Genomic DNA, 25826 nt, shown 5'->3' with positions numbered 1-25826 from the left:
GAGGCATTAAAAAGCCCCGCCTGGGTTACCAGGCGGGGCTTTTTATGGCCTAGGAGTTAGACGAGAGGTTTAGGCTCGTGCTCTTTTTCCTGGGCTTGTTCGTGTTGCTCTACGGCTTCCTGAACGGAGCGCGGTGCTTCTTCGATGACGGATTCGGCAACAGGTGCCGCTTCGATCACTTCAGCAACAACCGGAGCCGGTTCGGCAGCGACAGGCGCTTCAACCGGTGCAGCAGCGGCAGCCAGTTCGGCTTCCTTCTGCAGACGCTCTTCTTCACGCTTGCGACGACGCACTTCACGTGGGTCGTTCGGCGCACGGCCGCTTGGCGTCAGGGCGCTGACCGGGGCCGCTTCAACGGCTGGTTCAGCCACTTCGGCAACAACCGGAGCCGGTGCCTCAACGACTGGAGCAGGTTCGGCAGCCACAACCACTGGCTCGGAAACCATCGCTTCAGACACTTCAGCTTCGGCCACTGGTGCAGGTGCTGGTGCTTCAACAGCAACCGGCTCGGCAACCCAGTTGAACGCGGTTTGTTCTTCACGAACTTCACGGACAGCTTCGGTCACGGTTTCGGTGACGGTTTCGGCAGCAGGCTCGGCAGCAACCACTGGCTCGGCGACGACAGTCGCTTCAACCACAGATTGGGCTTCTTCACGAACAAACGCTTCGCGAACCGGCGCCACTTCGATTTCCGGAGCGGCAGTCGCTTCGACCGGAGTCGTAGCTTCAACCACTGGCGCTTCAACCGGAGCGGTTTCCTGAACAGACGCCGTGGCGCGTTCAGCTTGCTCGTGAGCTTGTGCTTCAGCCGGTGCACTGATCACGGTGCTGGCAACGGCTGCGGTAACAGCCAGGCCTGCGGCCAGATCAGAAGTGCTTGGTGCTTCGTTGCTTTCGCCAGCTTCGTTACCTTCGGATTCTTCCGAACCTTCGATCACGTTGCCGTTGGCATCGCGTTGACGCTCGCGACGGTTGCTGCGACGACGCTGGCCACGGGAGCGGCGGCGTGGACGATCGCCTTCGGCGCCTTCCTGACCGTCTTCCGGCAGTTGCTCTTCGTTGGAGGTCAGCTCTTCTTCAGCAACGGCGGCAGCCGCTTGTTCAGCACGTGGCTGACGTTCTTCACGCGGAGGGCGTGGAGCGCGTTCTTCACGTGGCTGGCGAGCCGGACGTTCTTCAGCGGTTGCAGTAGCAGTCGCAGTCGCGGCAGCAGCGGCTGGAGCGGCATCCAGAGGCTCGCGCAGTTCACGAACCGGACGCTCTTCACGATCGCCGCGTGGCTTGCGGTCTTCGCGTGGAGCGCGCGGTGCACGTTCTTCACGAGGTGCGCGAGGTGCGCGCTCTTCACGTGGAGCACGTTCTTCGCGGGCTACGGCTGGGGTTTCTTCGCGGGCTTCGCGTGGTTCACGGGGAGCACGCTCTTCACGCGGTGCACGTTCCTCACGAGGCTTGCGTTCTTCATCGCGGCGACCATTACGGTTGCGGCTCTGCTGACGACCGTTGCGACGCTCTTCGTTACGCGGCGGACGCTCGGTGGTCGCTGGTTTTTCAACCACAACCGGAGCAGCAGGCTCTTCCTTGGTCGCGAACAGGCTGACCAGCGACTTCACCAGGCCTTTGAACAGGCTTGGCTCTGGCGCGGCAACCGGTGCGGCCACTGGCGCGGCAGCGACGACTTCGGTCGGAACCGGAGCGTTGGCGCGGGCCGGAGCGGTCTTCACCGCGGCTTCCTGGCGAACCAGGGTGCGGGTCGCAGCGGCTGGCTGGACTTCTTCGACTTCGGCAGCGGCAGCAGCGATTTCGTAGCTGGACTGGCCGACTGCGGCTTCCGGGCTGTCATCGCGCAGACGCTGAACTTCGAAGTGCGGCGTTTCGAGGTGATCGTTCGGCAGAATGACGATGCGGGCACGGGTGCGCAGTTCGATCTTGGTGATCGAGTTGCGTTTTTCGTTGAGCAGGAACGCAGCCACCGGGATTGGCACTTGGGCGCGAACTTCGGCGGTGCGGTCTTTCAGGGCTTCTTCTTCGATCAGGCGCAGGATCGCCAGCGACAGCGATTCAACATCACGAATGATGCCGGTGCCGTTGCAACGCGGGCAAACGATGCCGCTGCTTTCGCCCAGCGATGGACGCAGGCGCTGACGGGACATTTCCAGCAGGCCGAAGCGCGAGATGCGACCGACTTGCACGCGAGCGCGGTCGGCTTCCAGGCATTCGCGGACTTTCTCTTCCACGGCGCGCTGGTTCTTGGCAGGGGTCATGTCGATGAAGTCGATGACGATCAGGCCGCCGATGTCGCGCAAGCGCAACTGACGGGCGATTTCTTCGGCGGCTTCAAGGTTGGTCTGCAGGGCGGTTTCTTCGATGTCGCTGCCTTTGGTGGCGCGCGCCGAGTTGATGTCGATGGACACCAGGGCTTCGGTCGGATCGATAACGATGGAGCCGCCGGAAGGCAGTTCAACGACGCGCTGGAAAGCGGTCTCGATCTGGCTTTCGATCTGGAAACGGTTGAACAGCGGAACGCTGTCTTCGTACAGCTTGATCTTGCTGGCGTACTGCGGCATCACCTGGCGGATGAAGGTCAGGGCTTCGTCCTGGGCTTCAACGCTGTCGATCAGCACTTCGCCGATGTCCTGGCGCAGGTAATCGCGGATGGCGCGGATGATCACGTTGCTTTCCTGGTAGATCAGGAATGGCGCGGAACGATCCAGCGAAGCTTCTTTGATGGCGGTCCAGAGTTGCAGCAGGTAATCGAGGTCCCACTGCATTTCTTCGCTGCTGCGGCCAAGGCCCGCAGTGCGCACGATCAGGCCCATGTCGGCCGGGGCAACCAGACCGTTCAGGGCTTCACGCAGTTCGTTGCGCTCTTCACCTTCGATGCGACGGGAGATACCGCCGGCACGCGGGTTGTTCGGCATCAGAACGAGGTAACGACCGGCCAGGCTGATGAAGGTGGTCAGGGCGGCGCCCTTGTTGCCACGTTCTTCTTTTTCGACCTGAACGATGACTTCCTGGCCTTCGCTCAGGACGTCCTTGATGTTGACGCGGCCTTCGGGGGCTTTCTTGAAGTATTCGCGGGAGATTTCTTTGAGGGGCAGGAAGCCGTGGCGCTCGGAGCCGAAATCGACAAAGGCAGCCTCAAGGCTTGGTTCGATGCGAGTAATCCGGCCTTTATAGATGTTGGCCTTCTTCTGCTCGCGTGCACCGGATTCGATGTCCAGGTCGTAGAGACGTTGGCCATCTACCAGTGCAACACGCAACTCTTCGGGTTGAGTTGCGTTAATCAGCATTCTTTTCATGTAGTACCGTCGGTTTCCGGGCTGCCGGAAACGGCGTTCGGCACACACGACTTCTCACGGTCGGTGTCAGGTGCGTCAGGAGTAGTTGGCTACTCCAGTGTCTAGCGAACCCCGACCAATTGGGCCGGTGTCGCGACGTACGCGTCCTGCTTGCTGTGGCTACTTAAGCACTCAGTCAGGAGGAGGAATCAACCAGCGGCTGTGGACGAGATGAAGCGTCTTGATAAAGCCTATTGCTACACAGTCCAGCGGTTGTGCATCTCCACCCTACACGTATCCCTGATAATTCGGGTGCTGCCGCGCGCAGAATCCGCAGCGGGTTGGCATTTACCGTGAGCTCCGAAGGGGGAGGTCACGCATCATGGCTAATTTAGGCGTTGTTTCCGAAGCGTTCGCTCAGGGTCGTTCGTGGCTGACTGCACTTTGTGAACTGGCCGTGAATATTTGCTCGCAAGGCGAGTTAAAACTCTGCTTTGCGGCATGATTCAGGCCTCATGTCACCTGCGCTCGTTACAGCTGCAAACTCCACCGTTACGTAGCGAAAGCCCCGTAGGACGGCCTCGCGTCCTGGTGAATTGCGTTGGTCAGGGCCGGTTTTTGACCGTTGGTCCGCTGTCCAGGCCGCTTTTGGCGGCGTTCGCGACTATAGCAGCAATGATTAAGTGCTTCAATTCCATAAAAAATTGTTATCATCCGCGCCATGACGACGACTACCCCTCCGACCCCAGCCGTACAACTGCTGGAGGTCTCGCCGGAATATGCCGGCCAACGTATTGATAACTTCCTTCTCGCTCGGCTCAAAGGCGTGCCCAAGACCTTGATTTACCGCATTTTGCGCAAAGGCGAAGTGCGGGTGAACAAAGGTCGGATCAAGCCCGAATACAAGCTGCAGGCGGGCGATATCGTGCGCGTGCCGCCGGTTCGCGTGCCTGAGCGCGATGAGCCGGTGCCGCTGGCCCAGGGCTTGCTGCAACGCCTCGAAGCCTCGATTGTCTTCGAAGACAAAGCGCTGATCGTGATCAACAAGCCTTGCGGTATCGCTGTCCATGGCGGCAGCGGTCTGACTTACGGAGTGATCGAAGCCTTTCGTCAGTTGCGTCCCGATTGCAAGGAGCTCGAGCTGGTTCACCGTCTCGACCGTGATACCTCCGGCCTGCTGATGATCGCCAAGAAGCGCAGCATGTTGCGTCACTTGCACACGGCGTTGCGCGGCGATGGCGTCGACAAGCGCTACATGGCGCTGGTCCGCGGTAACTGGGCGGCCTCGATCAAGCAGGTTCGTGCGTCGCTGGGCAAGAGCAATCTGCGTTCCGGCGAGCGTATGGTCGAAGTCGACGAGGAGGAGGGCAAGGAGTCGGTGACCGTGTTCAAGGTCCTGCGCCGTTTTGGCGACTTCGCCACCCTGATCGAAGCCAAACCGATCACTGGCCGGACCCACCAGATCCGCGTTCATACCCTGCACGCCGGGCATTGCATCGCCGGCGATACCAAGTATGGCGACGAAGGTTTCAGCAAGGAAATCCGCGATCTGGGCGGCAAGCGTCTGTTCCTGCATGCCTACATGCTGACCGTGCCGCTGCCGGATGGTAGCGAGCTGAAATTGCAGGCGCCTGTGGACGAAATGTGGTCCAAGACCGTGGAGCGACTGAGTGCGCCAATCTGATTACAAGCTGCTGATTTTCGATTGGGATGGCACGTTGGCCGACTCCATTGGTCGGATTGTGGAGGCGATGCATGTCGCCTCCGAGCGTTCCGGATTTCAGTTGCGCGATGATTTTGCCGTCAAGGGCATCATCGGCCTGGGTTTGCCTGAGGCGATTCGCACCTTGTATCCCGAGATTGGCGATACCGAGCTTGTAGCGTTCCGTCAGCACTATGCCGATCACTACATTGCCGCCGAGGCTGTGCCTTCGCCGTTGTTCGAAGGTGTTGTCGAGTCGATGGAGGCGTTTCGTGCCGAGGGTTATCATCTGGCTGTGGCGACCGGTAAGGCCCGTCGCGGACTGGATCGGGTGCTGAAGTCGCACGGTTGGGAAGATTATTTCGATATCACCCGCGCCGCCGACGAAACCGCCAGCAAGCCGCATCCGCTGATGCTTGAGCAGATCCTCGCGCATTGCGAGGTCCGGCCCGAGCAGGCGCTGATGGTCGGCGATTCGTCCTTCGACTTGCAGATGGCGCGCAACGCCGGCATGGATTCGGTGGCGGTCAGCTACGGCGCGCAATCGATCGAGGCGTTGAAGTTGTTCGAGCCGGCACTGGCCATTGATCGTTTTTCAGAATTGCATGCCTGGCTGAATCAGCGGGCTTAACAGGTTTTTGCTGGGGTAGATGTCATGACCGACGAATGTAAAGCGCCCGACAAGCCGAGCGCGCAGAGCGGTGACGAGAAAAGCTGGAAGCTGCTGGAAAAGACCCTGCTGGCCGGCGTGCAGGAACAGCGCCGCTCCCGTCGCTGGGGGATTTTCTTCAAGCTGCTGACGTTCGTGTACCTGTTTGTGGCGCTGATCCTGTTCACGCCGCTGATGGACATGGAAAAGAGTGCGACCCGCAGCTCCCACTACACCGCATTGATCGACGTGGTTGGCATGATCGCCGACAAGGAATCGGCCAGCGCCGACAACATCGTCGGCAGCCTGCGCGCGGCCTTCGAGGACGATAAGGTCAAAGGCATCATCCTGCGCATCAACAGCCCGGGCGGCAGTCCGGTGCAGTCGGGTTATGTATATGACGAAATCGTCCGCCTGCGTGCCCTGCATCCGCAGATCAAGGTGTACGCGGTGATCTCGGACCTGGGCGCTTCCGGCGCTTACTACATCGCTAGTGCGGCGGACCAGATCTACGCCGACAAGGCGAGTCTGGTGGGCTCTATTGGTGTGACGGCGGCCGGCTACGGCTTTGTCGGCACCATGGAGAAACTGGGTGTGGAGCGTCGGACGTATACGTCGGGTGAGCACAAGTCATTCCTCGATCCGTTCCAGCCGCAGAAGCCAGAGGAAACTCAGTTCTGGCAGGGTGTGCTGGATACCACGCACCAACAGTTCATCAACAGCGTGAAGAAGGGTCGTGGTGATCGCCTCAAGGACAAAGAGCATCCGGAGCTGTTCTCCGGGTTGGTCTGGAACGGAGAGCAGGCGTTGCCGCTCGGTCTGATTGATGGCTTGGGCAATGCTAGTTCGGTGGCTCGTGACGTGATTGGCGAGAAAGAACTGGTGGACTTCACTGTTCAGGAATCGCCGTTCGATCGCTTCTCGAAAAAGCTCGGTGCCAGCGTTGCTGAGCAATTGGCGATGTGGATGGGCTTTCACGGTCCGTCGATGCGTTGATTCTGTGGCGATAGGCCTTTGTGGTTAATGCCTATCAGTTAAGCCATCTTGTTTGACCTTTGGTCGCCAGAAACCAAAATCCGATACCTGCATGGGTACCGGATTTTTTATGCATCTCACTCGGGCATGGGAACTGACCCGCAACTTTGCTTTTGTACCAAACTCAATCGAAGGACTGGATTGAAAATAAAAATGCCAGTCAGCTTAACTGACCGGCATTACGCCAAGCGCTCGCTTGTTGTTAATTGTCTAACCCTGAAACAATCGTAAGCATATCTCTAGGCTCGACAGGATCCAATTACCAATATCGGAAGTCCGACGTTTCCAAACAATAGTTGCTAATCGCGCCCTAAAGGTGATAGAGGCTTAGCAATTTCAATCAAAAGTATATTTTCCCTCTGTCATGAATATCGGCTCCCTCCAGTTAGGCCCCCTGCTAATCCCGGTTCCATCCATTTTTACAAATCCAGCGTCCCGCATTTTCCAAACAAGATGCAATAATCCCATGTTGTCTCCCACATGCGCCCAGCTAGCCCGATTATAAAGCCCGTCAAGCCGAGGAAGATCGATACCTAGTTCATTTTTGGTAAGAAATAGAATTACCTCTTCAGGTTTCTCGTTGAGCACGATGGTTGTTATGATGCTCATTGCTTTGCCCCTCCCAGTTGCTTGTATTCTCTCTCTGTCTGCTTGTTATCTGCTTCTATAGCTTCAGGCGTGTAGAGCAACTCAAACTCACCCTTTAGTTTGTAGTCTTCTAGCGTCGCGGCGTGAGTATTATTCCAAATGACACCGCCATCATCCGGCTTTACACCATCCGCCACACCTAATGCTCTGAAGCGTTCAAGCTCTCTGAGTTCATGAGTATAGAAACGTTTGTCGGTAGCCGTGATTACTAATTTACCTTGGAGAATCTTTTTCAGTCGATCAACCATGATGGTATTGGCATCTAAAGGACTGAAACGTCCAATATGCAATTTCACTCGTTTAATACCCGCTTTCGTCACAGTAGCCTTGGTCCAATCCAGATCCAGGATCGAGCCTCCAGCTTTGGCAGGATTGAAAAATCGACCACTGTACTTTCCTCTCGTGGTTGCCCCTTCATAAGGGCTATTGAAAACAACGTAAATCGGCGCCAGGCCGCTGCTGATCGGAAAGCAGTAAATACAATCCCTGAAGTCCGGTAACTCGAGCGCAGGCAATGTTTCGGGCTGCACGAGTAGTGGCAATAGTTCAACGCCACTGTAATGCGGTAACTCCACGGGTCTGGCAGGTGAAGTTGTCGAACTGATATCCCAGTGGATAATGGGAAAACTGAGGGTAATAGGTGGTGTGTCGGCGGAGGTGAAACTGTAGCTGTTAGTCTTCTGGTCGAACTCCAGCGCCCGAACTGGCACCGCTGATGAAATGCTCCCTCCCGTCGGTGTTGCAACGAGGGTGTATTGGCCAGGGTCACCATAAATCCGGTAGGGAATATCGATGGCTCCTTCGGTAGCGGCGATTTCATTCAGGTTAGACGGTGCATCTGGCAAGACCGTACTGCCGGATAGTTTGAGAGCCGTTTGAGGATAACGCTCGCCGTTACCCAGAGTGGGTGAATAGAGCAAAGCACCGATCCCAATCGCTGTCGCTGGACTGAGAAGTACCCCTCTCAGACCTGTCAACAACAATGTGCTTTTACGGATCGCTGCCTCGAAGGTCCAGCCGTCCGCGTTTTGGAGGGTAGCGGCACCCGCCACAGTGACCACCTGCGCGGATTGACTAAGGGTTAAATTGAAGTTGTAGGTAGTTTCACCTCTAGCTAAGGCAGAATGGATTGCAGCATCTATAGCAGGAGATGCGTCGTCTAAGAAGGAAACAGCCTCGACAAGTATTCGTTTAATGTAGGCGGCTGTCAGAGATCTCAGGAAGCTTTCATAAAGGCCTAGGCGTTCTGCGTCGTGTTCTGCAGCGTCCACATAAGCTGCGAATAGCTCGGCACTTTCCATGCTGTCGAGTGACAATGCATCTGTGCCAAAAAATGCATCCGCTTCATACCAGCACCTATTCAGCCTAATTCGTTGCAGGAGCTCGACAATAATAATTTTCTTTTTTAAGGCCCCCTCCAGCTTGTTGAATGAGTGGGCGTCAGTGGCTGAGCTTATACGCCCCTCTATTTCATTTCGAACGCCCGCCGTACCATTCGGAAAAACACTTCCTATCTGATCTTGCGCCGAATGCGCAATAGCTACTAACTTTGAATATGCGTCGGGCTCAATATCGATAGTTTCAATACGGTGAGCCACTGTAACCGTCGGAAGCGCTCCATCCCATTTTAGAGCACTGTCAAAATTTGACAGAAATCCCGGATATTCCGTGGGTGGGTGGGTGGGTGGGTTGGGCAGGGCGTTCGACGATGTCAAAGGCGGAGGAGAGGCGATAGAATTTTGCATGCAGCATCCCTTGCAATAATTTGAATTCCATTTGAAGAGCGCCTAAGTTATGCCGCAATCACGACACTCTATCAACAGTAAAATGTTTACTGCATATAACGTGTTTAAAGATTGGGAAGATTCAATATAAACTACGATCAATAGTAATATTTCTTACATCAAAAAATCCGATTTCAGGCAGAAACATCTGGTGCGTTTTTTAGAGATTGATGATCTGTTACCCGGATTTGAATCATGCTGATGATGGGTTGGATTATTTGCAAGATCGCTGCCAATGGCTCCGACCGTCTTGAAGGCGACACCGGCGCTGGAAGCATTCGCTTCCCCGCTCTGCCCCGCAAAAGGGATCGAACTGATGTTCATGGCGCGCTTTAAAGTTTGAAATGTCAGATTAAAACTCAGCTGATAGGACTATCGCCCTATCAGTTCATCGTTGCTATTGAAATTGCTTAACGGATCGGCATTGAGTCGTTGCGGCCGGTTTTTTATGATCAGGGAATTTGCACACCTTCGGCCAGCAGCATGTCGATCAGGCGAATCAGCGGCAGGCCGATCAGGCTGGTGGCGTCAGGGCCTTCGGTGCTTTGAAACAGGCTCACCCCCAAACCTTCGGCCTTGAAGCTGCCAGCGCAGTCGTAGGGCTGTTCGGCGCGCAGGTAGCGTTCGATGCGTGCCTGATCCAGTGGGCGCATGTGGACGGTGAACGGCACGCAATCGACCTGGCATTCACCGGTCTGGCTGTTGAGCAGGGCCAGGCCGGTGAGGAAGGTCACGCTGGCACCGCTCGCGGCCAGCAGTTGCTCGCGAGCGTTTTCGAAGGTGTGGGGTTTGCCAATAATGCGCTCGCCGAGTACCGCGACCTGATCGGAGCCGATGATCAGATGAGCGGTATGGCTGCCCGCCAGTGCCTGGGCTTTTTCTTTGGCGAGGCGTTTGACCAGTTCGATGGCGGGCTCGCCCGGTCGATGGCTTTCGTCGATATCCGGCGAGCTGCAGGTGAACGGCAGCTGCAAGCGGGCCAGCAATTCCCGGCGATACACCGAGCTTGAAGCGAGTAATAAAGGCAGCATGCGCAACTCCAAAAGTCAGGCGCGAATTCTAGCGGAGGCTTGCAAGTGACGGACAGGGCTGAATTTCCTTTGACATGGCTGGGTGCATCCCTATAATGCTGCGCCTATGTTGAATGACCCGATTCCACCTCACGTTGACCCGCGCAAATTGGCTGACCGTGGCACCACCCTTCAAGGTGAACTGCTGCTGGCCGATTTGGAGAGACTCTGCGACCCGCTTTCCGACACTGTCGGTACGGTGCAGGCTAAATTCGTTTTTGAACGAGATGAACGTAAATCTGTGGTCATCCACAGCTTTATCGACACCGAAGTCAAAATGGTTTGCCAGCGTTGTCTTGAGCTGGTCACCCTGCCGATCCATAGCGAATGCAGTTATGCTGTGGTGAAGGAGGGTGCGAATACCCAGTCGTTGCCGAAAGGTTATGACGTGCTGGAACTGGGCGAAGATCCTTTGGATCTGCAGTCACTGATCGAGGAGGAGCTTCTGCTCGCCTTGCCCATTGTGCCTGCTCATCATCCGGAAGAATGCCAGCAGCCGGCGGGTCTCGATGAGCCCGAACCGAGCGAGGACGAGGTAACGCGGTCCAACCCGTTCAGTGTATTGGCGCAGTTAAAGCGTGACCCAAACGTTTAGGAGTTAATCAATTATGGCTGTTCAGCAGAACAAAAAATCCCGCTCCGCCCGTGACATGCGTCGTTCGCACGATGCTCTCGAGGCTAGCACCCTGTCTGTAGAAAAAACCACCGGTGAAGTTCACCTGCGTCACCACGTATCGCCAGAAGGCGTATACCGTGGCCGTAAAGTGATCGACAAGGGCGCTGACGAGTAATCACTTGTCCGCTCAAGTCATCGCGATTGACGCAATGGGCGGGGACTTCGGTCCCCGCAGCATTGTTCAGGCCAGCCTCGCTTGCCTGTCTGCTACACCCTCGCTGCACCTGACCCTCGTCGGTCAACCCTCCCTACTTGAAGAATTGCTCTCTGGCCAATCGGCTGTGGATCGCTCGCGCCTGTCGATCGTGCCGGCGTCCGAAGTCATCACCATGGACGAAAAGCCTGCGCAGGCCCTGCGTGGCAAGCCCGACTCGTCGATGCGTGTGGCGCTGGAGTTGCTGCGTGATGGCAAGGTCCAGGCCTGTGTCAGTGCCGGCAATACCGGTGCGCTGATGGCGTTGTCGCGGTTTGTGCTCAAGACCTTGCCGGGCATTGATCGTCCGGCGATGGTGGCGGCGATTCCGACGCAGGAGGGTTACTGCCAACTGCTCGATCTGGGGGCCAACGTCGATTGCAGTGCCGAGCACTTGTTGCAGTTCGCAGTCATGGGTTCGGTGGCCGCGGAGACGCTTGGTATTGTTCGCCCGCGTGTCGCACTGCTGAACATCGGCACTGAAGACATCAAGGGTAATCAGCAGGTCAAGCTGGCCGCCACTTTGTTGCAGGCCGCCCGGGGCATCAATTACATCGGTTTTGTCGAAGGAGACGGTTTGTACCGTGGCGAGGCGGATGTGGTGGTGTGTGACGGCTTTGTCGGCAATATCCTGCTCAAGTCGAGCGAAGGCCTGGCGACCATGATTGCCGGGCGCATCGAAGCCTTGTTCAGGAAAAACCTTGCCTCGAAAATGGTTGGCGCACTGGCGCTGCCGTTGATGAAACGTCTGCAAGCCGACCTCGCGCCTGCGCGGCACAACGGTGCTAGCTTCCTTGGTTTGCAGGGGATTGTGGTGAAGAGCCATGGATCGGCGGGTGTGCAGGGCTTTCAGAGCGCCATTTCCCGTGCGCTGATCGAGATTCAGGAAAACCTGCCGGAACGGATACACGGTCGTCTGGAGGATTTGTTGCTTTAGGCGTTTTCGTCGGACAATGCTTAAATGTGACCGCTCAGTTTAATTGGCCATCCAACTGTCAGTTTCTTGCGTCCCCCAAGCGGGACGTCATTTCTCCGACGACAAGATCATTAGGGGCTCGTTACATGTCTGCTTCCCTCGCATTCGTCTTTCCAGGACAGGGTTCGCAGTCCCTCGGCATGCTGGCCGAGTTGGGCGCGCAACATCCGGTTGTCCTCGAAACATTCAAAGAAGCTTCCGATGCCCTGGGTTACGACCTGTGGGCACTGACCCAGCAAGGGCCGGAAGAACAACTCAATCAAACCGATAAAACCCAGCCGGCCATTCTGACCGCCTCGATCGCCTTGTGGCGTCTGTGGCTGGCCGAAGGTGGCGCGCGTCCGGCTTATGTTGCCGGTCACAGCCTGGGCGAATACAGCGCCCTGGTCGCTGCGGGCAGTCTGAGCCTGGGTGACGCCGTGAAGCTGGTTGAGCGTCGCGGTCAGTTGATGCAAGAAGCCGTTCCGGCCGGGCAGGGCGGCATGGCCGCGATCCTCGGTCTGGACGACGCTGATGTGCTGGCAGCCTGTGCCGAAGCGGCGCAAGGCGAAGTGGTCAGTGCGGTGAACTTCAACTCCCCGGGCCAAGTGGTCATCGCCGGTGCCAAGGCGGCGGTCGAACGCGCCATCGAAGGCTGCAAGGCGCGTGGTGCCAAGCGCGCCATGCCATTGCCGGTCAGCGTGCCGTCGCACTGTGAACTGATGCGCCCGGCGGCCGAGCGTTTCGCCGAGTCCATCGCTGCCATCGACTGGCAGTCGCCGCAGATCCCTGTGGTACAGAACGTCAGCGCCAATGTGCCGGTCGATCTGGAAACCCTCAAGCGTGATCTGCTTGAACAACTCTACAAGCCCGTGCGCTGGGTTGAATCGGTCCAGGCATTGGCTGCCAAGGGCGCGACCCAATTGGTCGAATGCGGTCCTGGCAAAGTGCTGGCCGGTCTGAACAAGCGTTGCGCCGAAGGCGTGTCGACATCCAACCTCAATACCCCAGACGCTTTCGCTGCCGCTCGCGCAGCGCTGGCCTGAATCAGGAGAAACTTGCATGAGCCTGCAAGGTAAAGTTGCACTGGTCACCGGCGCGAGCCGTGGCATCGGCCAGGCCATCGCCCTGGAACTGGGTCGTCAGGGCGCCATCGTGATTGGTACCGCGACCTCCGCTTCCGGTGCCGAGCGCATCGCCGCGACCCTGAAAGAAAACGGTATCCAAGGCACGGGTCTTGAGCTCAACGTCACCAGCGACGAATCCGTTGCTGCGGTACTGGCGAGCATCACTGCACAATTCGGTGCGCCGGCGATCCTGGTCAACAATGCCGGTATCACCCGCGATAACCTGATGATGCGCATGAAAGACGACGAGTGGCATGACGTTGTCGATACCAACCTGAACAGTCTGTTCCGCCTCTCCAAGGGCGTTTTGCGCGGTATGACCAAAGCCCGTTGGGGACGAATTATCAGTATTGGCTCGGTTGTGGGTGCCATGGGCAACGCAGGCCAAGTAAACTACGCAGCCGCCAAGGCCGGTCTGGAAGGTTTCAGCCGTGCACTGGCGCGTGAAGTCGGTTCGCGTTCGATTACGGTAAACTCGGTGGCCCCTGGGTTCATCGATACTGATATGACTCGCGAATTGCCCGAGGCACAGCGTGAAGCCTTGCAGACGCAGATTCCGCTGGGCCGTCTGGGACAAGCACAAGAGATCGCGTCTGTGGTCGCTTTTCTTGCGTCGGACGGTGCGGCTTACGTTACTGGGGCTACAATCCCGGTGAACGGCGGGATGTACATGAGTTAAATGTGACGGATCGCTTCAAAAAAATGTCATACGAGCTGTCTAAAATCCGTTATAAAGCTGCAATCTATTTATAGGCAGAGGGCTGTCGGGTTTGAGGAGTGAAGCTTTCAGTTGAAAAGCTGAAAAGTCTTTCTATACACTTACCCACTGGCCAGCTGCCTGAATTTGTCCATTAGGAGTGAAAACAAGGTATGAGCACCATCGAAGAGCGCGTCAAGAAAATCGTTGCTGAGCAACTGGGCGTTAAAGAAGAAGAAGTGGTCAACACTGCTTCCTTCGTTGAAGACCTGGGTGCCGACTCCCTTGACACCGTTGAGCTGGTGATGGCTCTGGAAGAGGAATTCGAGACCGAAATCCCTGACGAAGAAGCTGAGAAGATCACTACTGTACAAGCCGCAATCGATTACGTTACTAACCACCAGGCTTAATAGCTTGTAATCGTTGCTTGCTGTCATGGAAAAACCGCACTGCCATCACGGCGTGCGGTTTTTTCTTTAGGCCTGATGCAAAGTCGTCATTTGAAAAAAGGAGAGTGCTGTGTCGCGTAGACGCGTCGTAGTCACCGGTATGGGTATGTTGTCGCCACTGGGCACGGATGTGCCGAGCAGTTGGCAGGGCATTCTGGCTGGCCGCAGTGGCATTGGTCTGATCGAACACACCGACCTTTCTGCCTATTCCACCCGTTTTGGCGGCTCGGTAAAGGGCTTCAATGTCGAGGAATACCTGTCGGTCAAGGAAGCGCGCAAGCTCGACCTGTTTATTCAATACGGTCTGGCCGCAGGTTTTCAGGCGGTGCGTAACTCGGGGCTGGAAGTCACTGACGCCAACCGTGAACGCATCGGCGTGGCCATGGGCTCGGGTATTGGCGGTCTGACCAATATCGAAGAAACCAGCCGCACCCTGCATGATTCCGGCCCACGGCGGATCTCTCCGTTTTTCGTGCCAGGCTCGATCATCAATATGATTTCCGGTTTCCTGTCCATCCACCTGGGTGCACAGGGACCTAACTACGCCATCGCCACCGCGTGTACCACCGGTACGCACTGCATCGGCATGGCAGCCCGCAACATCATGTACGACGAAGCCGACGTGATGATTGCCGGTGGCGCCGAAATGGCTGCGTGCGGTCTGGGCATGGGCGGCTTCGGTGCTTCCCGCGCACTGTCGACCCGCAACGATGAGCCGACCCGTGCGAGCCGTCCGTGGGACAAGGGCCGTGATGGCTTCGTCTTGTCCGACGGTGCCGGTGCTCTGGTTCTCGAAGAACTGGAACACGCCAAGGCGCGCGGCGCGACCATCTATGCCGAGCTGATCGGCTTCGGCACCAGTGGCGACGCTTACCACATGACCTCGCCACCGGCAGACGGTGCGGGTGCTGCACGTTGCATCACCAACGCCCTGCGCGATGCCAAGGTCAACGTTGATCAGGTTCAATACATCAACGCCCACGGCACCTCGACGTCGGCCGGCGACCTTGCCGAAGCCTGCGCGATCAAGTCGGTGTTCGGCGATCACGCCTACAAGCTGGCGGTCAGTTCGACCAAGTCCATGACCGGTCACCTGTTGGGTGCGGCGGGCGCTGTCGAAGCGATCTTCAGCGTGCTGGCAATCAACAGCCAGGTCGCGCCGCCGACCATCAACCTCGATGAGCCGGACGAAGGTTGCGACCTCGACTTCGTGCCGCACACGGCGCGCAACATGGACATCGATGTGGTGCTGTCTAACTCCTTCGGGTTTGGCGGGACCAACGGCTCGCTGGTGTTCCGCCGGTTCGCTGACTGATGGACAGCTGGGTCGACGGTCAGCCGGCTGACGCTCTGTCGCTGAAGGATCGCGGCCTGGCTTACGGTGATGGTCTGTTCGAGACCATTGCCGTGCGTGGCGGACAGCCGCTGTTGCTTGAGCGGCATCTGTCGCGGCTGGCACAAGGCTGTTCGCGCCTGTCGATCACTGCGGATCAGGGACTGGTTCGCGACGAATTGCTGGCCTATGCCGCAGCACTCGGTGAGGGCGTGCTCAAGCTCATCCTCACGCGAGGTGACAGTCTGCGCGGTTATGCCGCCGATCCTTCGGCGCAAGCCCGACGCATTCTGCAAGGCAATCCGCCCGCGGCTTATCCAGCTGCGCACGCCGAGCAGGGCGTTCGTTTGTTCCCCTGTACCACACGACTTTCAAAACAACCCTTGCTTGCCGGGCTCAAACACCTGAACCGTCTTGAGCAAGTGATTGCCCGCTCCGAATGGCAAGATACCGAACATGCCGAAGGCTTGATGTTGGATCAGGCCGGTCGCGTGATCGAAGGTGTGTTCAGTAATCTGTTCCTGGTGCGCGATGGTGTGCTGATCACCGCCGATTTGAAACGCTGCGGCGTGGCCGGTGTGATGCGTGCCGAGTTATTGTTTCAAGCTGAGTCATCGGGGATCCCCACGCAAGTGAGCGACATCACGCTCGAACAGCTGCAATGGGCCGATGAAGTCTTTGTCTGCAACAGCGTGTATGGCGTTTGGCCGGTGCGCGCCTATGCTGCGCTGAGCTGGCCGGTTGGGCCGCTCACCCGTAAACTCCAAACCATTGCCCGCGCGCTACTGGATGCTTGATACGTGAGACGTAAATTCTTGCTGCTGCTGGAAACCGGATTGGTACTGGCGGGGCTGTGTCTGGGCGCTTCTGCCTGGAAAATCCATTCGGCGCTGGAACAACCGCTGAACATCACCCAGGAAGAACTGCTGGACGTGCCCAAAGGCACGACACCCACCCGCACCTTCTATCGACTGGAAGCCGATGGCGTCATCAAGGACGCGTTCTGGCTGCGCGTTTACTGGCGCTTCAATCTGCCCAGGCAACCGTTGCACAGTGGTGAATACCGCATGCTTCCGGGCATGACGGTTGAAGGGCTGATCGATCTATGGAAGCGCGGCGAAATGGTGCAGTACAGCGTGACGCTGGTCGAAGGCTGGAATTTCCGTCAGGTCCGCGCCGCCCTGGCCAAAGATGAAAAGCTCGAGCAGACAATTGCAGGTTTGAGCGATAGCCAGGTCATGGAGAAACTCGGTCATCGCGGGATTTTCCCGGAAGGTCGTTTCTTCCCCGACACCTATCGCTTCGTGCGTGGCATGAGCGACGTCGATCTGCTGAAAAAAGCCTATGATCGCCTCGACGAAGTCCTCGCCAAAGAGTGGGATCAACGTTCTGCTGATGCGCCGTACACCGAACCCTATCAGGCGCTGATCATGGCCTCGCTGGTGGAAAAGGAAACCGGCGTGCCGCAAGAGCGCGGGCAGATTGCCGGGGTCTTTGTTCGACGCATGGCGATCGGCATGTTGCTGCAGACTGACCCGACGGTGATCTACGGCCTGGGTGATCGCTACAGCGGCAAACTGACCCGCGCCCACCTCAAGGAAGCGACCCCGTACAACACCTATATGATCTCGGGGCTGCCACCGACGCCGATTGCCATGGTCGGCCGCGAAGCCATCCATGCCGCCTTGAACCCGGTGGCCGGCAACAGCCTGTACTTCGTTGCGCGTGGCGACGGCAGCCATGTGTTCTCCGATGATCTGGATGCCCATAACAATGCAGTGCGCGAGTACCAGCTCAAGCGTCGCGCCGATTATCGTTCCAGCCCGGCGCCGATCCCTGGGCCAGAGGCGGTGAATGGCGAAGCACCGGAGGCCGAGGCGCCGATTCCGGCGGCTTCGCCTGATCCTGATCCCGAGGCCTTGCCTTCCGTGGCGCCGCAAGAACCGACGCCTGAACCTGCACCTCCACCGGCATCCGAGCCCGCACCGGAAGCTGTCGCTCCGCAAAGCCCGCAATAATTTCTGATAAGGACTGCCCGTGACTGGCTTGTTTATTACCCTGGAAGGCCCGGAAGGCGCCGGCAAAAGCACCAATCGCGAATACTTGGCCGAGCGCCTGCGCGCAGCCGGTATCGAAGTGCTGCTGACCCGCGAACCGGGTGGTACGCCGTTGGCCGAGCGGATTCGCGAAGTGCTGCTGGCCCCGGTTGATGAAGTCATGAACCCCGACACGGAACTGCTGCTGGTGTTTGCCGCGCGCGCCCAGCATCTGGCCGAAGTGATTCGCCCGGCGCTGGCCCGTGGTGCGGTGGTGTTATGTGATCGCTTCACGGATTCCACATACGCCTATCAGGGCGGCGGTCGCGGTTTGTCGCTGGAGCGCATCGCGACGCTCGAAACCTTCGTCCAGGGCGATCTGCGCCCGGACCTGACGCTGATCTTCGACCTGCCGGTGGAAGTGGGCCTGGCCCGCGCCAGTGCTCGCGGTCGCCTGGACCGTTTCGAACTCGAAGGCCGAACCTTTTTTGATGCCGTGCGCAGTGCGTTCCTCAAGCGCGCTGAGGCGGATCCGGCGCGCTATGTGCTGGTCGATGCCGCCCAGCCGCTGGTGCAGGTTCAGCAAGCGCTGGACGCCTTGTTGCCGCGTCTGCTGGAGTTGACCCGTGGCTGAAGCCTATCCGTGGCAGGACAGCCTCTGGCAACAGTTGGCCGGTCGTAAGCAACACGCTCACGCCTATCTGCTGCATGGCCCGGCCGGGATCGGCAAGCGCGCGCTGGCGGAACGCTTGATGGCCAGCCTGCTGTGTCAGCGTCCCACCGCGCAGGACGCGTGCGGTGAATGCAAATCCTGCCTGCTGCTGAAGGCTGGCAGCCATCCCGACAATTACATCCTCGAGCCGGAAGAAGCCGACAAGGCGATCAAGGTCGATCAGGTCCGCGATCTGGTCAGCTTCGTGGTGCAGACCTCGCAGATGGGCGGGCGCAAAGTGGTGTTGATCGAGCCGGTCGAGTCGATGAACGTCAACGCCGCCAACGCCTTGCTCAAAAGCCTCGAAGAGCCGTCGGGCGATACCGTTCTGCTGTTGGTCAGTCACCAGACCAGTCGCCTGTTGCCAACCATCAAGAGCCGCTGCGTGCAGCAGGCCTGCCCACTGCCGAGCGAAGCGATGAGCCTCGCGTGGCTGGCGAAGGCCTTGCCGGACAGTTCGGAAGAGGAGCGCGTCGAATTGCTGACGCTGGCCGCCGGTTCTCCGCTGGGCGCGGTCAAGTTGCAGGCCCAGGGTGTGCGCGAACAGCGCGCGCTGGTGGTGGAGGGCGTGAAGAAGTTGCTCAAGCAACAGCAATCGCCGACGCAATTGGCCGAAGAATGGAAAACCATTCCGCAGTTGTTGCTGTTCGACTGGTTTTGCGACTGGTCGAGCCTGATCCTGCGCTATCAGTTGACCCAGGATGAAAACGGTCTGGGATTGACGGACATGCGTAAGGTGATTCAGTACCTGGCGCAGAAAGCCGCTCAGGATAAAGTCCTGACTATCCAGGACTGGATCCTCGCCCAGCGTCAGAAGGTGATGAGCAAAGCCAACCTCAATCCGGCGCTGTTGCTGGAAGCGCTATTGGTGCAATGGGCCTCGTTGCCTACCCAGAAGTGATCGTCTGCGCCTAGACTCTGTGCATCAGCAGTGGAGGTCCGCATGAATGAACTCGTCAACCCGGGGCCGCGTAACGGCATTTTGTCCCTGACCATCAAGGACAAATCCGTGTTGTACGCGGCCTACATGCCCTTCATCAGAAACGGCGGCCTGTTTATCCCGACCAACAAAAGCTACAAGTTGGGCGATGAAGTCTTCATGTTGCTGAACCTGATGGACGATGCCGAAAAGATTCCGGTCGCGGGCAAAGTCACTTGGGTCACCCCCAAAGGCGCTCAGGGCAACCGCGCCGCCGGCGTTGGCGTGCAGTTCAACGACGGCGACAACACGGCGCGCAGTCGAATCGAAAACCACCTGGCCGGAGCCCTCAAGTCCGACCGTCCCACTCATACGATGTAAGTTGCAGCCCTTTTATGCTCGTAGATTCCCATTGTCACCTTGATCGTCTCGACCTCGCCGCCCACGACGGCTCCCTGGATGCTGCACTCGATGCGGCCCGTCAGCGCGGGGTAGGGCACTTTCTGTGCATCGGCGTCAGTGTCGATAACGCCGCCGACGTCAAAGCCCTGGCCGAACGTTATGACGACGTCGACTGTTCGGTCGGCGTGCATCCGCTGGACGTGCAGCCGGGTGCTGCGCCCGCATTGGACTGGTTGTTGCGTGAACTCAATCACCCGCGCGTCGTCGCGATTGGTGAAACCGGTCTGGATTATCACTACGAGCCGGAAGCGGCCGAGTTGCAGCAGGAGTCGTTTCGCCTGCACCTGCAAGCGGCCCAGCAGACCGGCAAGCCAGTGATCATCCACACCCGCGGCGCCCGTGCCGATACTTTAAGCTTGCTGCGTGAGGCGGCACTGCCACAGGCGGGCGTGCTGCATTGCTTCACCGAAGACTGGGACATGGCCAAGGCCGCGCTGGACATGGGCTATTACATTTCCTTGTCCGGTATTGTCACTTTCCGCAATGCCGACGCGTTGCGCGATGTGGCCAGCAAGGTACCTGCCGACCGCTTGCTGGTGGAAACCGACTCGCCGTACCTCGCGCCGATCCCGTATCGCGGCAAGCCGAACCTGCCGCAGTACGTCAGGGAAGTCGCGGAGTTTCTGGCCATGTTGCGAGGTGAGCCTTACGAGCGATTTGCCGAGCAGACCACCGAGAACTTCAAGCGGCTGTTCCCTTTGGCGCATGTGAAACCGGTTTAGGACTCAATGCCGCCATCGCGGGCCGGCTCGCTACGCAGGGTCAAATCGCAGGCAAAAAAAACCCGGGTTCTGGGGGGTGAATCCGGGTTAAGACCATTAGGAGTAAAACAATGGTACGCGGTCCGTTGGTACCAATATCGGCGCAACACTTGGGGGAGATGTCTCGCCGACAGTTCAAGTATTGATCACTATTGCGCCTAGTCCAGTTTACGGGCCCCGGTTTTTAAACAATTTTGGAATACGCCCGCTTCGGAAGAGTTCTCATCAATGAGCGAGCCTGCGGGAAATCATCAAGAAACACAGATATGGTCGGATGATCCGTGCATTTTTGCGTAAGTTAGGCATAATACGCGGCTTCGAATTTTGACCCCCAACAGACCTTTTCTTATGCATAAAGAACCTCGTAAGGTCCGTGAGTTTCGTCGCCGCGAGCAAGAAATTCTCGATACCGCGCTCAAGCTGTTCCTCGACCAAGGTGAAGACAGTGTCACCGTCGAGATGATTGCTGATGCCGTCGGTATCGGCAAAGGCACGATCTACAAGCACTTCAAATCCAAGGCGGAGATCTATCTGCGCCTGATGCTCGATTACGAGCGTGATTTGAACGAGCTGTTGCATTCGGCCGATGTCGACAAGGACAAGGAAGCGCTGTCCCGGGCCTACTTCGAATTCCGCATGCGCGATCCGCAACGTTATCGGTTGTTCGACCGCCTGGAAGAAAAAGTGGTCAAGGGCAATCAAGTGCCGGAGATGGTCGAGGAGCTGCACAAGATTCGCGCTTCTAACTTCGAACGCCTGACCCTGCTGATCAAGGGCCGGATCAGCGAAGGCAAACTCGAAGACGTGCCGCCGTACTTCCATTACTGCGCATCCTGGGCGCTGGTGCATGGCGCTGTCGCGCTGTATCACTCGCCGTTCTGGAGCAATGTGCTGGAAGATCAGGAAGGCTTCTTCCAGTTCCTGATGGACATCGGTGTGCGCATGGGCAACAAGCGCAAGCGCGATACCGACACTCCGAGCAGCTGAACCATTCAGCTGCCTGATTGCGCCATGATTTCGCTATATGGCGCAGTACCGCAGGAATATACTCAGGCTTGGGACTTGCCAAAACTTGAATTCTGAGTCAAGTTTTGCGCGTTCCACTTGTCCATCGCCGGAGTGATCCATGATCGTTGACCGTCAAGGCAGGCGTTTTCGCAATTTGCGGATCAGTCTGACCTCAGCCTGCAATTACGCGTGTACCTACTGCGTGCCCAACGGCAAGCGGCTGGTGGCTGCGCAGGATGAATTGTCGGCCGAGGCCATGGCGCGCGGCGTGGCGTATTTGATCGAAGCGGCCGGCATCGAGCGGTTGCGCATCACTGGCGGCGAGCCGCTGGTCAGCCCCAAACTCGAAGCCTTCATGACCGCCGTCGGCCAGATGGGCCTGGAAGACATCAGCCTGACCACCAATGGTCAGCTGCTGGCGAAAAAGCTGCCGTTGCTGGTGGACGCCGGCATCCGTCGTATCAACGTTTCCCTCGACACCCTGGACGCCAGCGCCTTTCGCAGCATTGCGCGCGGCGGCGATCTGGCGACCGTGCTCGACGGCATGGACCAGGCCAGCGCGGCAGGCATGAAGATCAAGGTCAACATGGTCCCGCTGCGCGGACAGAACCTTGATCAGGTGATGCCGCTGCTCGATTACTGCCTGGAGCGCGGCTATGAGTTGCGCTTCATCGAGCTGATGCGCATGGGCCACCTGGCCACCGACTCCAATGCGTTCCTGCAACAGTTCGTCAGCCTCCAGCAGTTGCTGAGCCTGATTGGCGAGCGTTATGAGTATCTGCAGGCCGATGCGCCGGTCGATGCCACTGCGGTGCGTTATGCGATTCCGGGACAGGGGCACTTTGGTGTGATCGCCAATGAAAGTGTTCCGTTCTGCCGTACCTGCTCGCGCTTGCGTCTGTCGTCCACGGGCTGGCTGCACGGCTGCTTGTCGTCGAGCAATCGCCATTATGTCGGCGACCTGCTCGACAAGCCTCGCCATCAAGCGCTGCCCGCGTTGCAGCGGCTGCTGGTGAAGGCTTTGGGTGACAAGCAGGAAGTGGCGTTCTCCGGCGGTGCGACGATCATGAAGATCATCGGCGGCTGACATTCTCTGTGGCGAGGGAGCTTGCTCCCGCTGGGGCGCGAAGCGGCCCCTGAACTAACAAAGACACTGCATTCCTCAGCATTTACGGCTGCTGCGCAACCGAGCGGGAGCAAGCTCCCTCGCCACAAATGTGCGTTATCAAACCGGAGATTTCTTAAGTCTCAAGGACTGGCGCGGAAGCTGCATCCCATGGCCATTCGCCGGTTTTCCGTCACCGGCCTCTGGAGGGTAGGATGCGTAGCCTGGTTTTGCTGCTGGCCGTTTTGGCGCTTGGTGGCTGCATGAATGTCAGCGACATGGCTGAAGGGACTCGCTACCACATGAGCGACGCGGGGCTGCTGGATCACAGCGACAGCCGTCGAGTGAATAACCTGCGGATTCAGCCGGATTCGTTCATCTACATTGCCCAAGGTGCCTTTTCGCCACCGGGCAATCCTTACCCGCGTCCAAACGTGGTGGCCGAAGAAGCTTTTAACGGCTTTATCGAATACTTCCCGATGGTCCGCCGCGCCCGCGCACCCGAAGGCCTCGACCAGGCCATGGCTGAAGCCCGTGCCGCCGGTGCTCATTACCTGCTTTACACGCGGTTCGCCAAGGCTGACGACCGCATCGGCAACTCCGATGAGTGGCTCGATCAGGAGTACGTGGACCGCCTCGGCATCGACAGCGGCGTGATTCAAATCATGTTGATCGAGACCAGCACCCAGTATTTGATTGATACTGCACGCATCAAGAGTCGTGGCGGTTTACTGACGTTCCATGACACCTCGCCAGGAGACCTGATCGGCCCACCCCTGCAGCAATACGCGCGCAGCCTGATCGGGATCAGTGACCAGTAATTTTAAGGAGAACGCCATGAGTGGCCCGCAAAAAGCCAACGACTTGTTGGGGCAAATCCCCAAGACCAAAGGCTTGCCGCCGGTTCACCTGTGGAACCCCGATTTCTGTGGCGACATCGACATGCGCATCGCCCGCGACGGCACCTGGTATTACCTGGGCACGCCGATCGGGCGCAAGCCGATGGTCAAACTGTTTTCGACCATCATTCGCCGCGATGGCGATGATTACTTCCTGATCACACCGGTCGAGAAGGTCGGGATCAAGGTCGACGATGCGCCGTTCGTGGCGATTGCCGTCGATGTGGAAGGCGAGGGTGAGGCGCAGCTCCTGCGGTTCACCACCAACGTGGATGAAACGGCCGAGGCAGGCACGGAACACCCGATTCGTGTGGTCATCGATCCAGTCACTCAAGAGCCTGCGCCCTATGTGCATGTGCGGACCAATCTCGAAGCCCTGATCCACCGCAATGTGTTCTACCAGTTGGTGGAACTGGCCGTGACCCGTGAAATCGACGGGCAACGCTGGCTTGGCGTGTGGAGTGGCGGCGAGTTCTTCCCCATCGGTCTAGAGCCTTAATACATCCCCCTGTGGACTTTCGAGAATCCAATTGACACCCAATCGTATGATGATTAGCGTATCGCTCCATCGCGCGCGGTTTTGAGGTTTCCATGTCCAGCAGTTTTCATGCCTCAACGGTCGATTGGCTGGGTTGCTGGATAGCCGCTGGCGAGGTCAAGCCCGGTGAAACCCTCAAGGTCGAAGCCGACCTCGGTGAGCAGCTCGGTGTCAGCCGCACCGTCATCCGTGAAGCCATCAAGACCCTGGTCGCCAAAGGCATGCTCGAAGTCGGGCCGAAAGTCGGCACACGAGTATTGCCGGTGCGCCGCTGGAACCTCTTCGATCCGCAAGTCGTCGGTTGGCTGTCACGCAGCGGTTTGCCGGAAAACTTCGTCGACGATTTGCTCGACCTGCGCCGCACCATCGAGCCGATGGCTGTGCGCTGGGCCTGTGAACGGGCGACGGTCGAGCAAGTGCAGGCCATCCTCCTGGCCTACAACGCGCTGGAGCGGGCGGTGGACAGTGGCGCCGATTACAACCGCGCCGACCGGGTGTTCCACGAGTGCATCCTCGCCGCCAGCCACAATCAATTCATCGAACAAATGGTCCCGGCGCTCGGCGCGCTGCTGGCGGTGTCGTTCGAAGTGTCCGCCGCCGACCCCGACGAACTGCGGCGTACGCTGCCCATCCACAAAGACATGGCCGACGCCATCGCCGCCCGCGATGCCGCGCGCGGGGTGTGGGCGTGCATGACCCTGATCGATAACGCAGACTTGGCGATCAAACGCTTCTACCCCCAAGTCATGGCCGATAAAAAAACCGGCTAACTACAAAGAATCCCCTGTGGGAGCAGGCTCGCTCCCACATTAAAAACAAGAACAAGGCAGGAGGTTTCATGACGTTGAATGCGCTGACCCAGCACCGGGCGCGGCTTGGTGAAGGCCCGTTCTGGGATGCCCCGACACAGGCGCTGTACTGGGTCGACATCGCCGGCAAACAAGCCCTCCGGCTGATCGGCGCCAACGTCCAGATCTGGGAAATGCCGGAGCACGTCTCCGCGTTCATCCCCTGCGAAAGCGGTGATGCGCTGGTCGCGCTGAGCAGCGGTGTCTATCGTCTGGATCTCGACTCCCCAGGACTTGAGCCACGCCTGACCTTGCTCTGCATGGCCGACCCGCAACCCGGCAACCGCCCCAACGAAGCTCGCTGCGATGCGCAGGGTCGGCTCTGGCTCGGCACCATGCAGAACAACATCGGCGAAAACGGCGAAGACTTGCCGGTTACCCGTCGCTCCGGCGGATTGTTTCGCATCGACCGCGATGCGCGGGTCACGCCGCTGCTTCGCGGACTGGGAATTCCCAACACGCTGCTGTGGAGCGAAGACGCCACCACGCTGTTTTTCGCCGACAGCCTCGACGCCACGCTGTACCGATACTTCATCCACGCCGACGGCAATCTGGACACCGCTTACGTCTGGTTCGGCCCCGACAAGCGTGGGGTCCCCGACGGCTCGGCCATGGACGCCGAAGGTTACATCTGGAACGCCCGCTGGGATGGCGGTTGCCTGATAAGACTGACCCCGGACGGTCACGTCGATCGAATCATCGAACTGCCCGTCAGCCGTCCCACCAGCTGCGTATTCGGCGGCGAAGACCTGAAAACCCTGTACATCACCAGCGCAGCGAGCCCCCTCGACCATCCGCTGGATGGCGCAGTGTTGTCGCTTCGAGTGGATGTGGCCGGAAAACCGTGTACGCGTTTCGCTGGGTGAATCCCAAAATATGGGATGTAAAATTATATATTGAGATTATTTGCCGGGCAGGTTTATAGTCGGCCATCAGTTACAC

The 25826-nt window shown here is 58.3% G+C and carries 27 protein-coding genes; 22 read left to right on the top strand and 5 right to left on the bottom strand.

Annotation, left to right across the window (positions count from 1 at the left end):
• Positions 1 to 56 precede the first annotated feature (56 nt).
• The gene (gene rne / locus AC07N8_RS18360; RefSeq protein ID WP_493145263.1) at positions 57 to 3299 is read right to left on the bottom strand and encodes a ribonuclease E; all 3243 of its coding nucleotides are present in this window, start codon (positions 3297 to 3299) and stop codon (positions 57 to 59) included.
• A gap of 700 nt (positions 3300 to 3999) precedes the next feature.
• Here rne and rluC point away from each other — a divergent pair.
• Genes rluC through AC07N8_RS18345 form a run of 3 tightly spaced genes read left to right on the top strand, consistent with a single transcriptional unit; the run spans position 4000 to position 6625 of the window.
• The gene (gene rluC / locus AC07N8_RS18355; protein WP_483841363.1) at positions 4000 to 4962 is read left to right on the top strand and encodes a 23S rRNA pseudouridine(955/2504/2580) synthase RluC; all 963 of its coding nucleotides are present in this window, start codon (positions 4000 to 4002) and stop codon (positions 4960 to 4962) included.
• Complete coding sequence (locus AC07N8_RS18350; RefSeq protein WP_493145261.1) at positions 4949 to 5611, top strand: HAD-IA family hydrolase; 663 nt, start codon at positions 4949 to 4951, stop codon at positions 5609 to 5611. The genes rluC and AC07N8_RS18350 overlap by 14 nt, the downstream gene beginning before the upstream one ends.
• A 24-nt stretch (positions 5612 to 5635) precedes the next feature.
• Positions 5636 to 6625 (top strand): S49 family peptidase, encoded by a 990-nt coding sequence (locus AC07N8_RS18345; RefSeq protein WP_493145259.1) that lies wholly within the window; start codon positions 5636 to 5638, stop codon positions 6623 to 6625.
• A gap of 375 nt (positions 6626 to 7000) precedes the next feature.
• On the opposite strand, the gene AC07N8_RS18340 is transcribed toward AC07N8_RS18345, so the two are convergent.
• The 4 genes from AC07N8_RS18340 to AC07N8_RS18325 all read right to left on the bottom strand — a co-directional run bounded on the left by AC07N8_RS18340 (position 7001) and on the right by AC07N8_RS18325 (position 10127).
• A complete protein-coding gene (locus tag AC07N8_RS18340) occupies positions 7001 to 7273 on the bottom strand; it encodes a hypothetical protein (RefSeq protein ID WP_493145257.1) in 273 nt (90 codons plus the stop codon).
• On the bottom strand, positions 7270 to 9057 hold the full coding sequence (locus AC07N8_RS18335) for an S-type pyocin domain-containing protein (protein WP_493145255.1): 1788 nt from the start codon (positions 9055 to 9057) through the stop codon (positions 7270 to 7272). Before AC07N8_RS18335 ends, AC07N8_RS18340 begins: the two co-directional genes overlap by 4 nt.
• Before the next feature lie 153 nt (positions 9058 to 9210).
• On the bottom strand, positions 9211 to 9420 hold the full coding sequence (locus AC07N8_RS18330; RefSeq protein ID WP_493145253.1) for a hypothetical protein: 210 nt from the start codon (positions 9418 to 9420) through the stop codon (positions 9211 to 9213).
• A gap of 128 nt (positions 9421 to 9548) precedes the next feature.
• Positions 9549 to 10127: a Maf family protein gene (locus tag AC07N8_RS18325; protein ID WP_493145251.1), complete on the bottom strand. Its 579-nt coding sequence runs from the start codon at positions 10125 to 10127 to the stop codon at positions 9549 to 9551.
• Between the two features lie 106 nt (positions 10128 to 10233).
• Here AC07N8_RS18325 and AC07N8_RS18320 point away from each other — a divergent pair, with 106 nt between their 5' ends.
• The 19 genes from AC07N8_RS18320 (at position 10234) to AC07N8_RS18230 (ending at position 25750) form a co-directional block, all read left to right on the top strand.
• The gene (locus AC07N8_RS18320; RefSeq protein ID WP_004371317.1) at positions 10234 to 10761 is read left to right on the top strand and encodes a YceD family protein; all 528 of its coding nucleotides are present in this window, start codon (positions 10234 to 10236) and stop codon (positions 10759 to 10761) included.
• Positions 10762 to 10774: 13 nt separating this feature from the next.
• The gene (gene rpmF / locus AC07N8_RS18315; RefSeq protein ID WP_003179396.1) at positions 10775 to 10957 is read left to right on the top strand and encodes a 50S ribosomal protein L32; all 183 of its coding nucleotides are present in this window, start codon (positions 10775 to 10777) and stop codon (positions 10955 to 10957) included.
• A gap of 4 nt (positions 10958 to 10961) precedes the next feature.
• Entirely contained in the window at positions 10962 to 11972 is a 1011-nt protein-coding gene (gene plsX, locus AC07N8_RS18310; protein WP_493145249.1) for a phosphate acyltransferase PlsX, read from the top strand.
• Positions 11973 to 12097: 125 nt separating this feature from the next.
• A complete protein-coding gene (gene fabD, locus AC07N8_RS18305; protein WP_493145247.1) occupies positions 12098 to 13036 on the top strand; it encodes an ACP S-malonyltransferase in 939 nt (312 codons plus the stop codon).
• A gap of 16 nt (positions 13037 to 13052) precedes the next feature.
• Positions 13053 to 13796: a 3-oxoacyl-ACP reductase FabG gene (fabG, locus tag AC07N8_RS18300; protein WP_027924041.1), complete on the top strand. Its 744-nt coding sequence runs from the start codon at positions 13053 to 13055 to the stop codon at positions 13794 to 13796.
• Positions 13797 to 13987: 191 nt separating this feature from the next.
• Positions 13988 to 14224, top strand: a complete 237-nt coding sequence (gene acpP / locus AC07N8_RS18295) for an acyl carrier protein (RefSeq protein WP_003442511.1) — start codon at positions 13988 to 13990, stop codon at positions 14222 to 14224.
• Between the two features lie 109 nt (positions 14225 to 14333).
• On the top strand, positions 14334 to 15578 hold the full coding sequence (gene fabF / locus AC07N8_RS18290) for a beta-ketoacyl-ACP synthase II (protein ID WP_027924042.1): 1245 nt from the start codon (positions 14334 to 14336) through the stop codon (positions 15576 to 15578).
• Entirely contained in the window at positions 15578 to 16393 is an 816-nt protein-coding gene (pabC, locus tag AC07N8_RS18285) for an aminodeoxychorismate lyase (protein ID WP_483841355.1), read from the top strand. The genes fabF and pabC overlap by 1 nt, the downstream gene beginning before the upstream one ends.
• Positions 16394 to 16396: 3 nt before the next feature.
• Entirely contained in the window at positions 16397 to 17614 is a 1218-nt protein-coding gene (gene mltG / locus AC07N8_RS18280) for an endolytic transglycosylase MltG (protein ID WP_493145243.1), read from the top strand.
• 19 nt (positions 17615 to 17633) lie between these two features.
• Positions 17634 to 18266, top strand: a complete 633-nt coding sequence (gene tmk, locus AC07N8_RS18275) for a dTMP kinase (protein WP_483841353.1) — start codon at positions 17634 to 17636, stop codon at positions 18264 to 18266.
• Positions 18259 to 19245, top strand: a complete 987-nt coding sequence (locus AC07N8_RS18270; protein ID WP_483841352.1) for a DNA polymerase III subunit delta' — start codon at positions 18259 to 18261, stop codon at positions 19243 to 19245. The genes tmk and AC07N8_RS18270 overlap by 8 nt, the downstream gene beginning before the upstream one ends.
• 42 nt (positions 19246 to 19287) lie before the next feature.
• Positions 19288 to 19644, top strand: coding sequence for a PilZ domain-containing protein (locus AC07N8_RS18265; protein WP_483841351.1), 357 nt, complete (start codon positions 19288 to 19290; stop codon positions 19642 to 19644).
• Between the two features lie 14 nt (positions 19645 to 19658).
• Complete coding sequence (locus AC07N8_RS18260) at positions 19659 to 20447, top strand: TatD family hydrolase (protein ID WP_059182344.1); 789 nt, start codon at positions 19659 to 19661, stop codon at positions 20445 to 20447.
• A gap of 387 nt (positions 20448 to 20834) precedes the next feature.
• Positions 20835 to 21473, top strand: coding sequence for a TetR/AcrR family transcriptional regulator (locus tag AC07N8_RS18255; protein WP_008152317.1), 639 nt, complete (start codon positions 20835 to 20837; stop codon positions 21471 to 21473).
• 139 nt (positions 21474 to 21612) lie between these two features.
• The gene (locus AC07N8_RS18250) at positions 21613 to 22581 is read left to right on the top strand and encodes a GTP 3',8-cyclase MoaA (RefSeq protein ID WP_483841350.1); all 969 of its coding nucleotides are present in this window, start codon (positions 21613 to 21615) and stop codon (positions 22579 to 22581) included.
• A 233-nt stretch (positions 22582 to 22814) separates the two neighbouring features.
• Entirely contained in the window at positions 22815 to 23420 is a 606-nt protein-coding gene (locus AC07N8_RS18245) for a DUF4823 domain-containing protein (protein ID WP_483841349.1), read from the top strand.
• Between the two features lie 16 nt (positions 23421 to 23436).
• The gene (locus tag AC07N8_RS18240; RefSeq protein ID WP_483841348.1) at positions 23437 to 23997 is read left to right on the top strand and encodes a DUF1285 domain-containing protein; all 561 of its coding nucleotides are present in this window, start codon (positions 23437 to 23439) and stop codon (positions 23995 to 23997) included.
• A 92-nt stretch (positions 23998 to 24089) separates the two neighbouring features.
• Positions 24090 to 24806, top strand: a complete 717-nt coding sequence (locus AC07N8_RS18235; RefSeq protein WP_483841347.1) for a FadR/GntR family transcriptional regulator — start codon at positions 24090 to 24092, stop codon at positions 24804 to 24806.
• Between the two features lie 68 nt (positions 24807 to 24874).
• Positions 24875 to 25750: an SMP-30/gluconolactonase/LRE family protein gene (locus tag AC07N8_RS18230; RefSeq protein ID WP_493145238.1), complete on the top strand. Its 876-nt coding sequence runs from the start codon at positions 24875 to 24877 to the stop codon at positions 25748 to 25750.
• Positions 25751 to 25826 lie beyond the last annotated feature (76 nt).

It is taken from the genome of Pseudomonas sp. GW821-FHT10C09 (assembly GCF_059415465.1).
The sequence above is the reverse complement of the archived record's forward strand: the minus strand, read 5'-3'. Positions and strand labels throughout refer to the sequence as shown.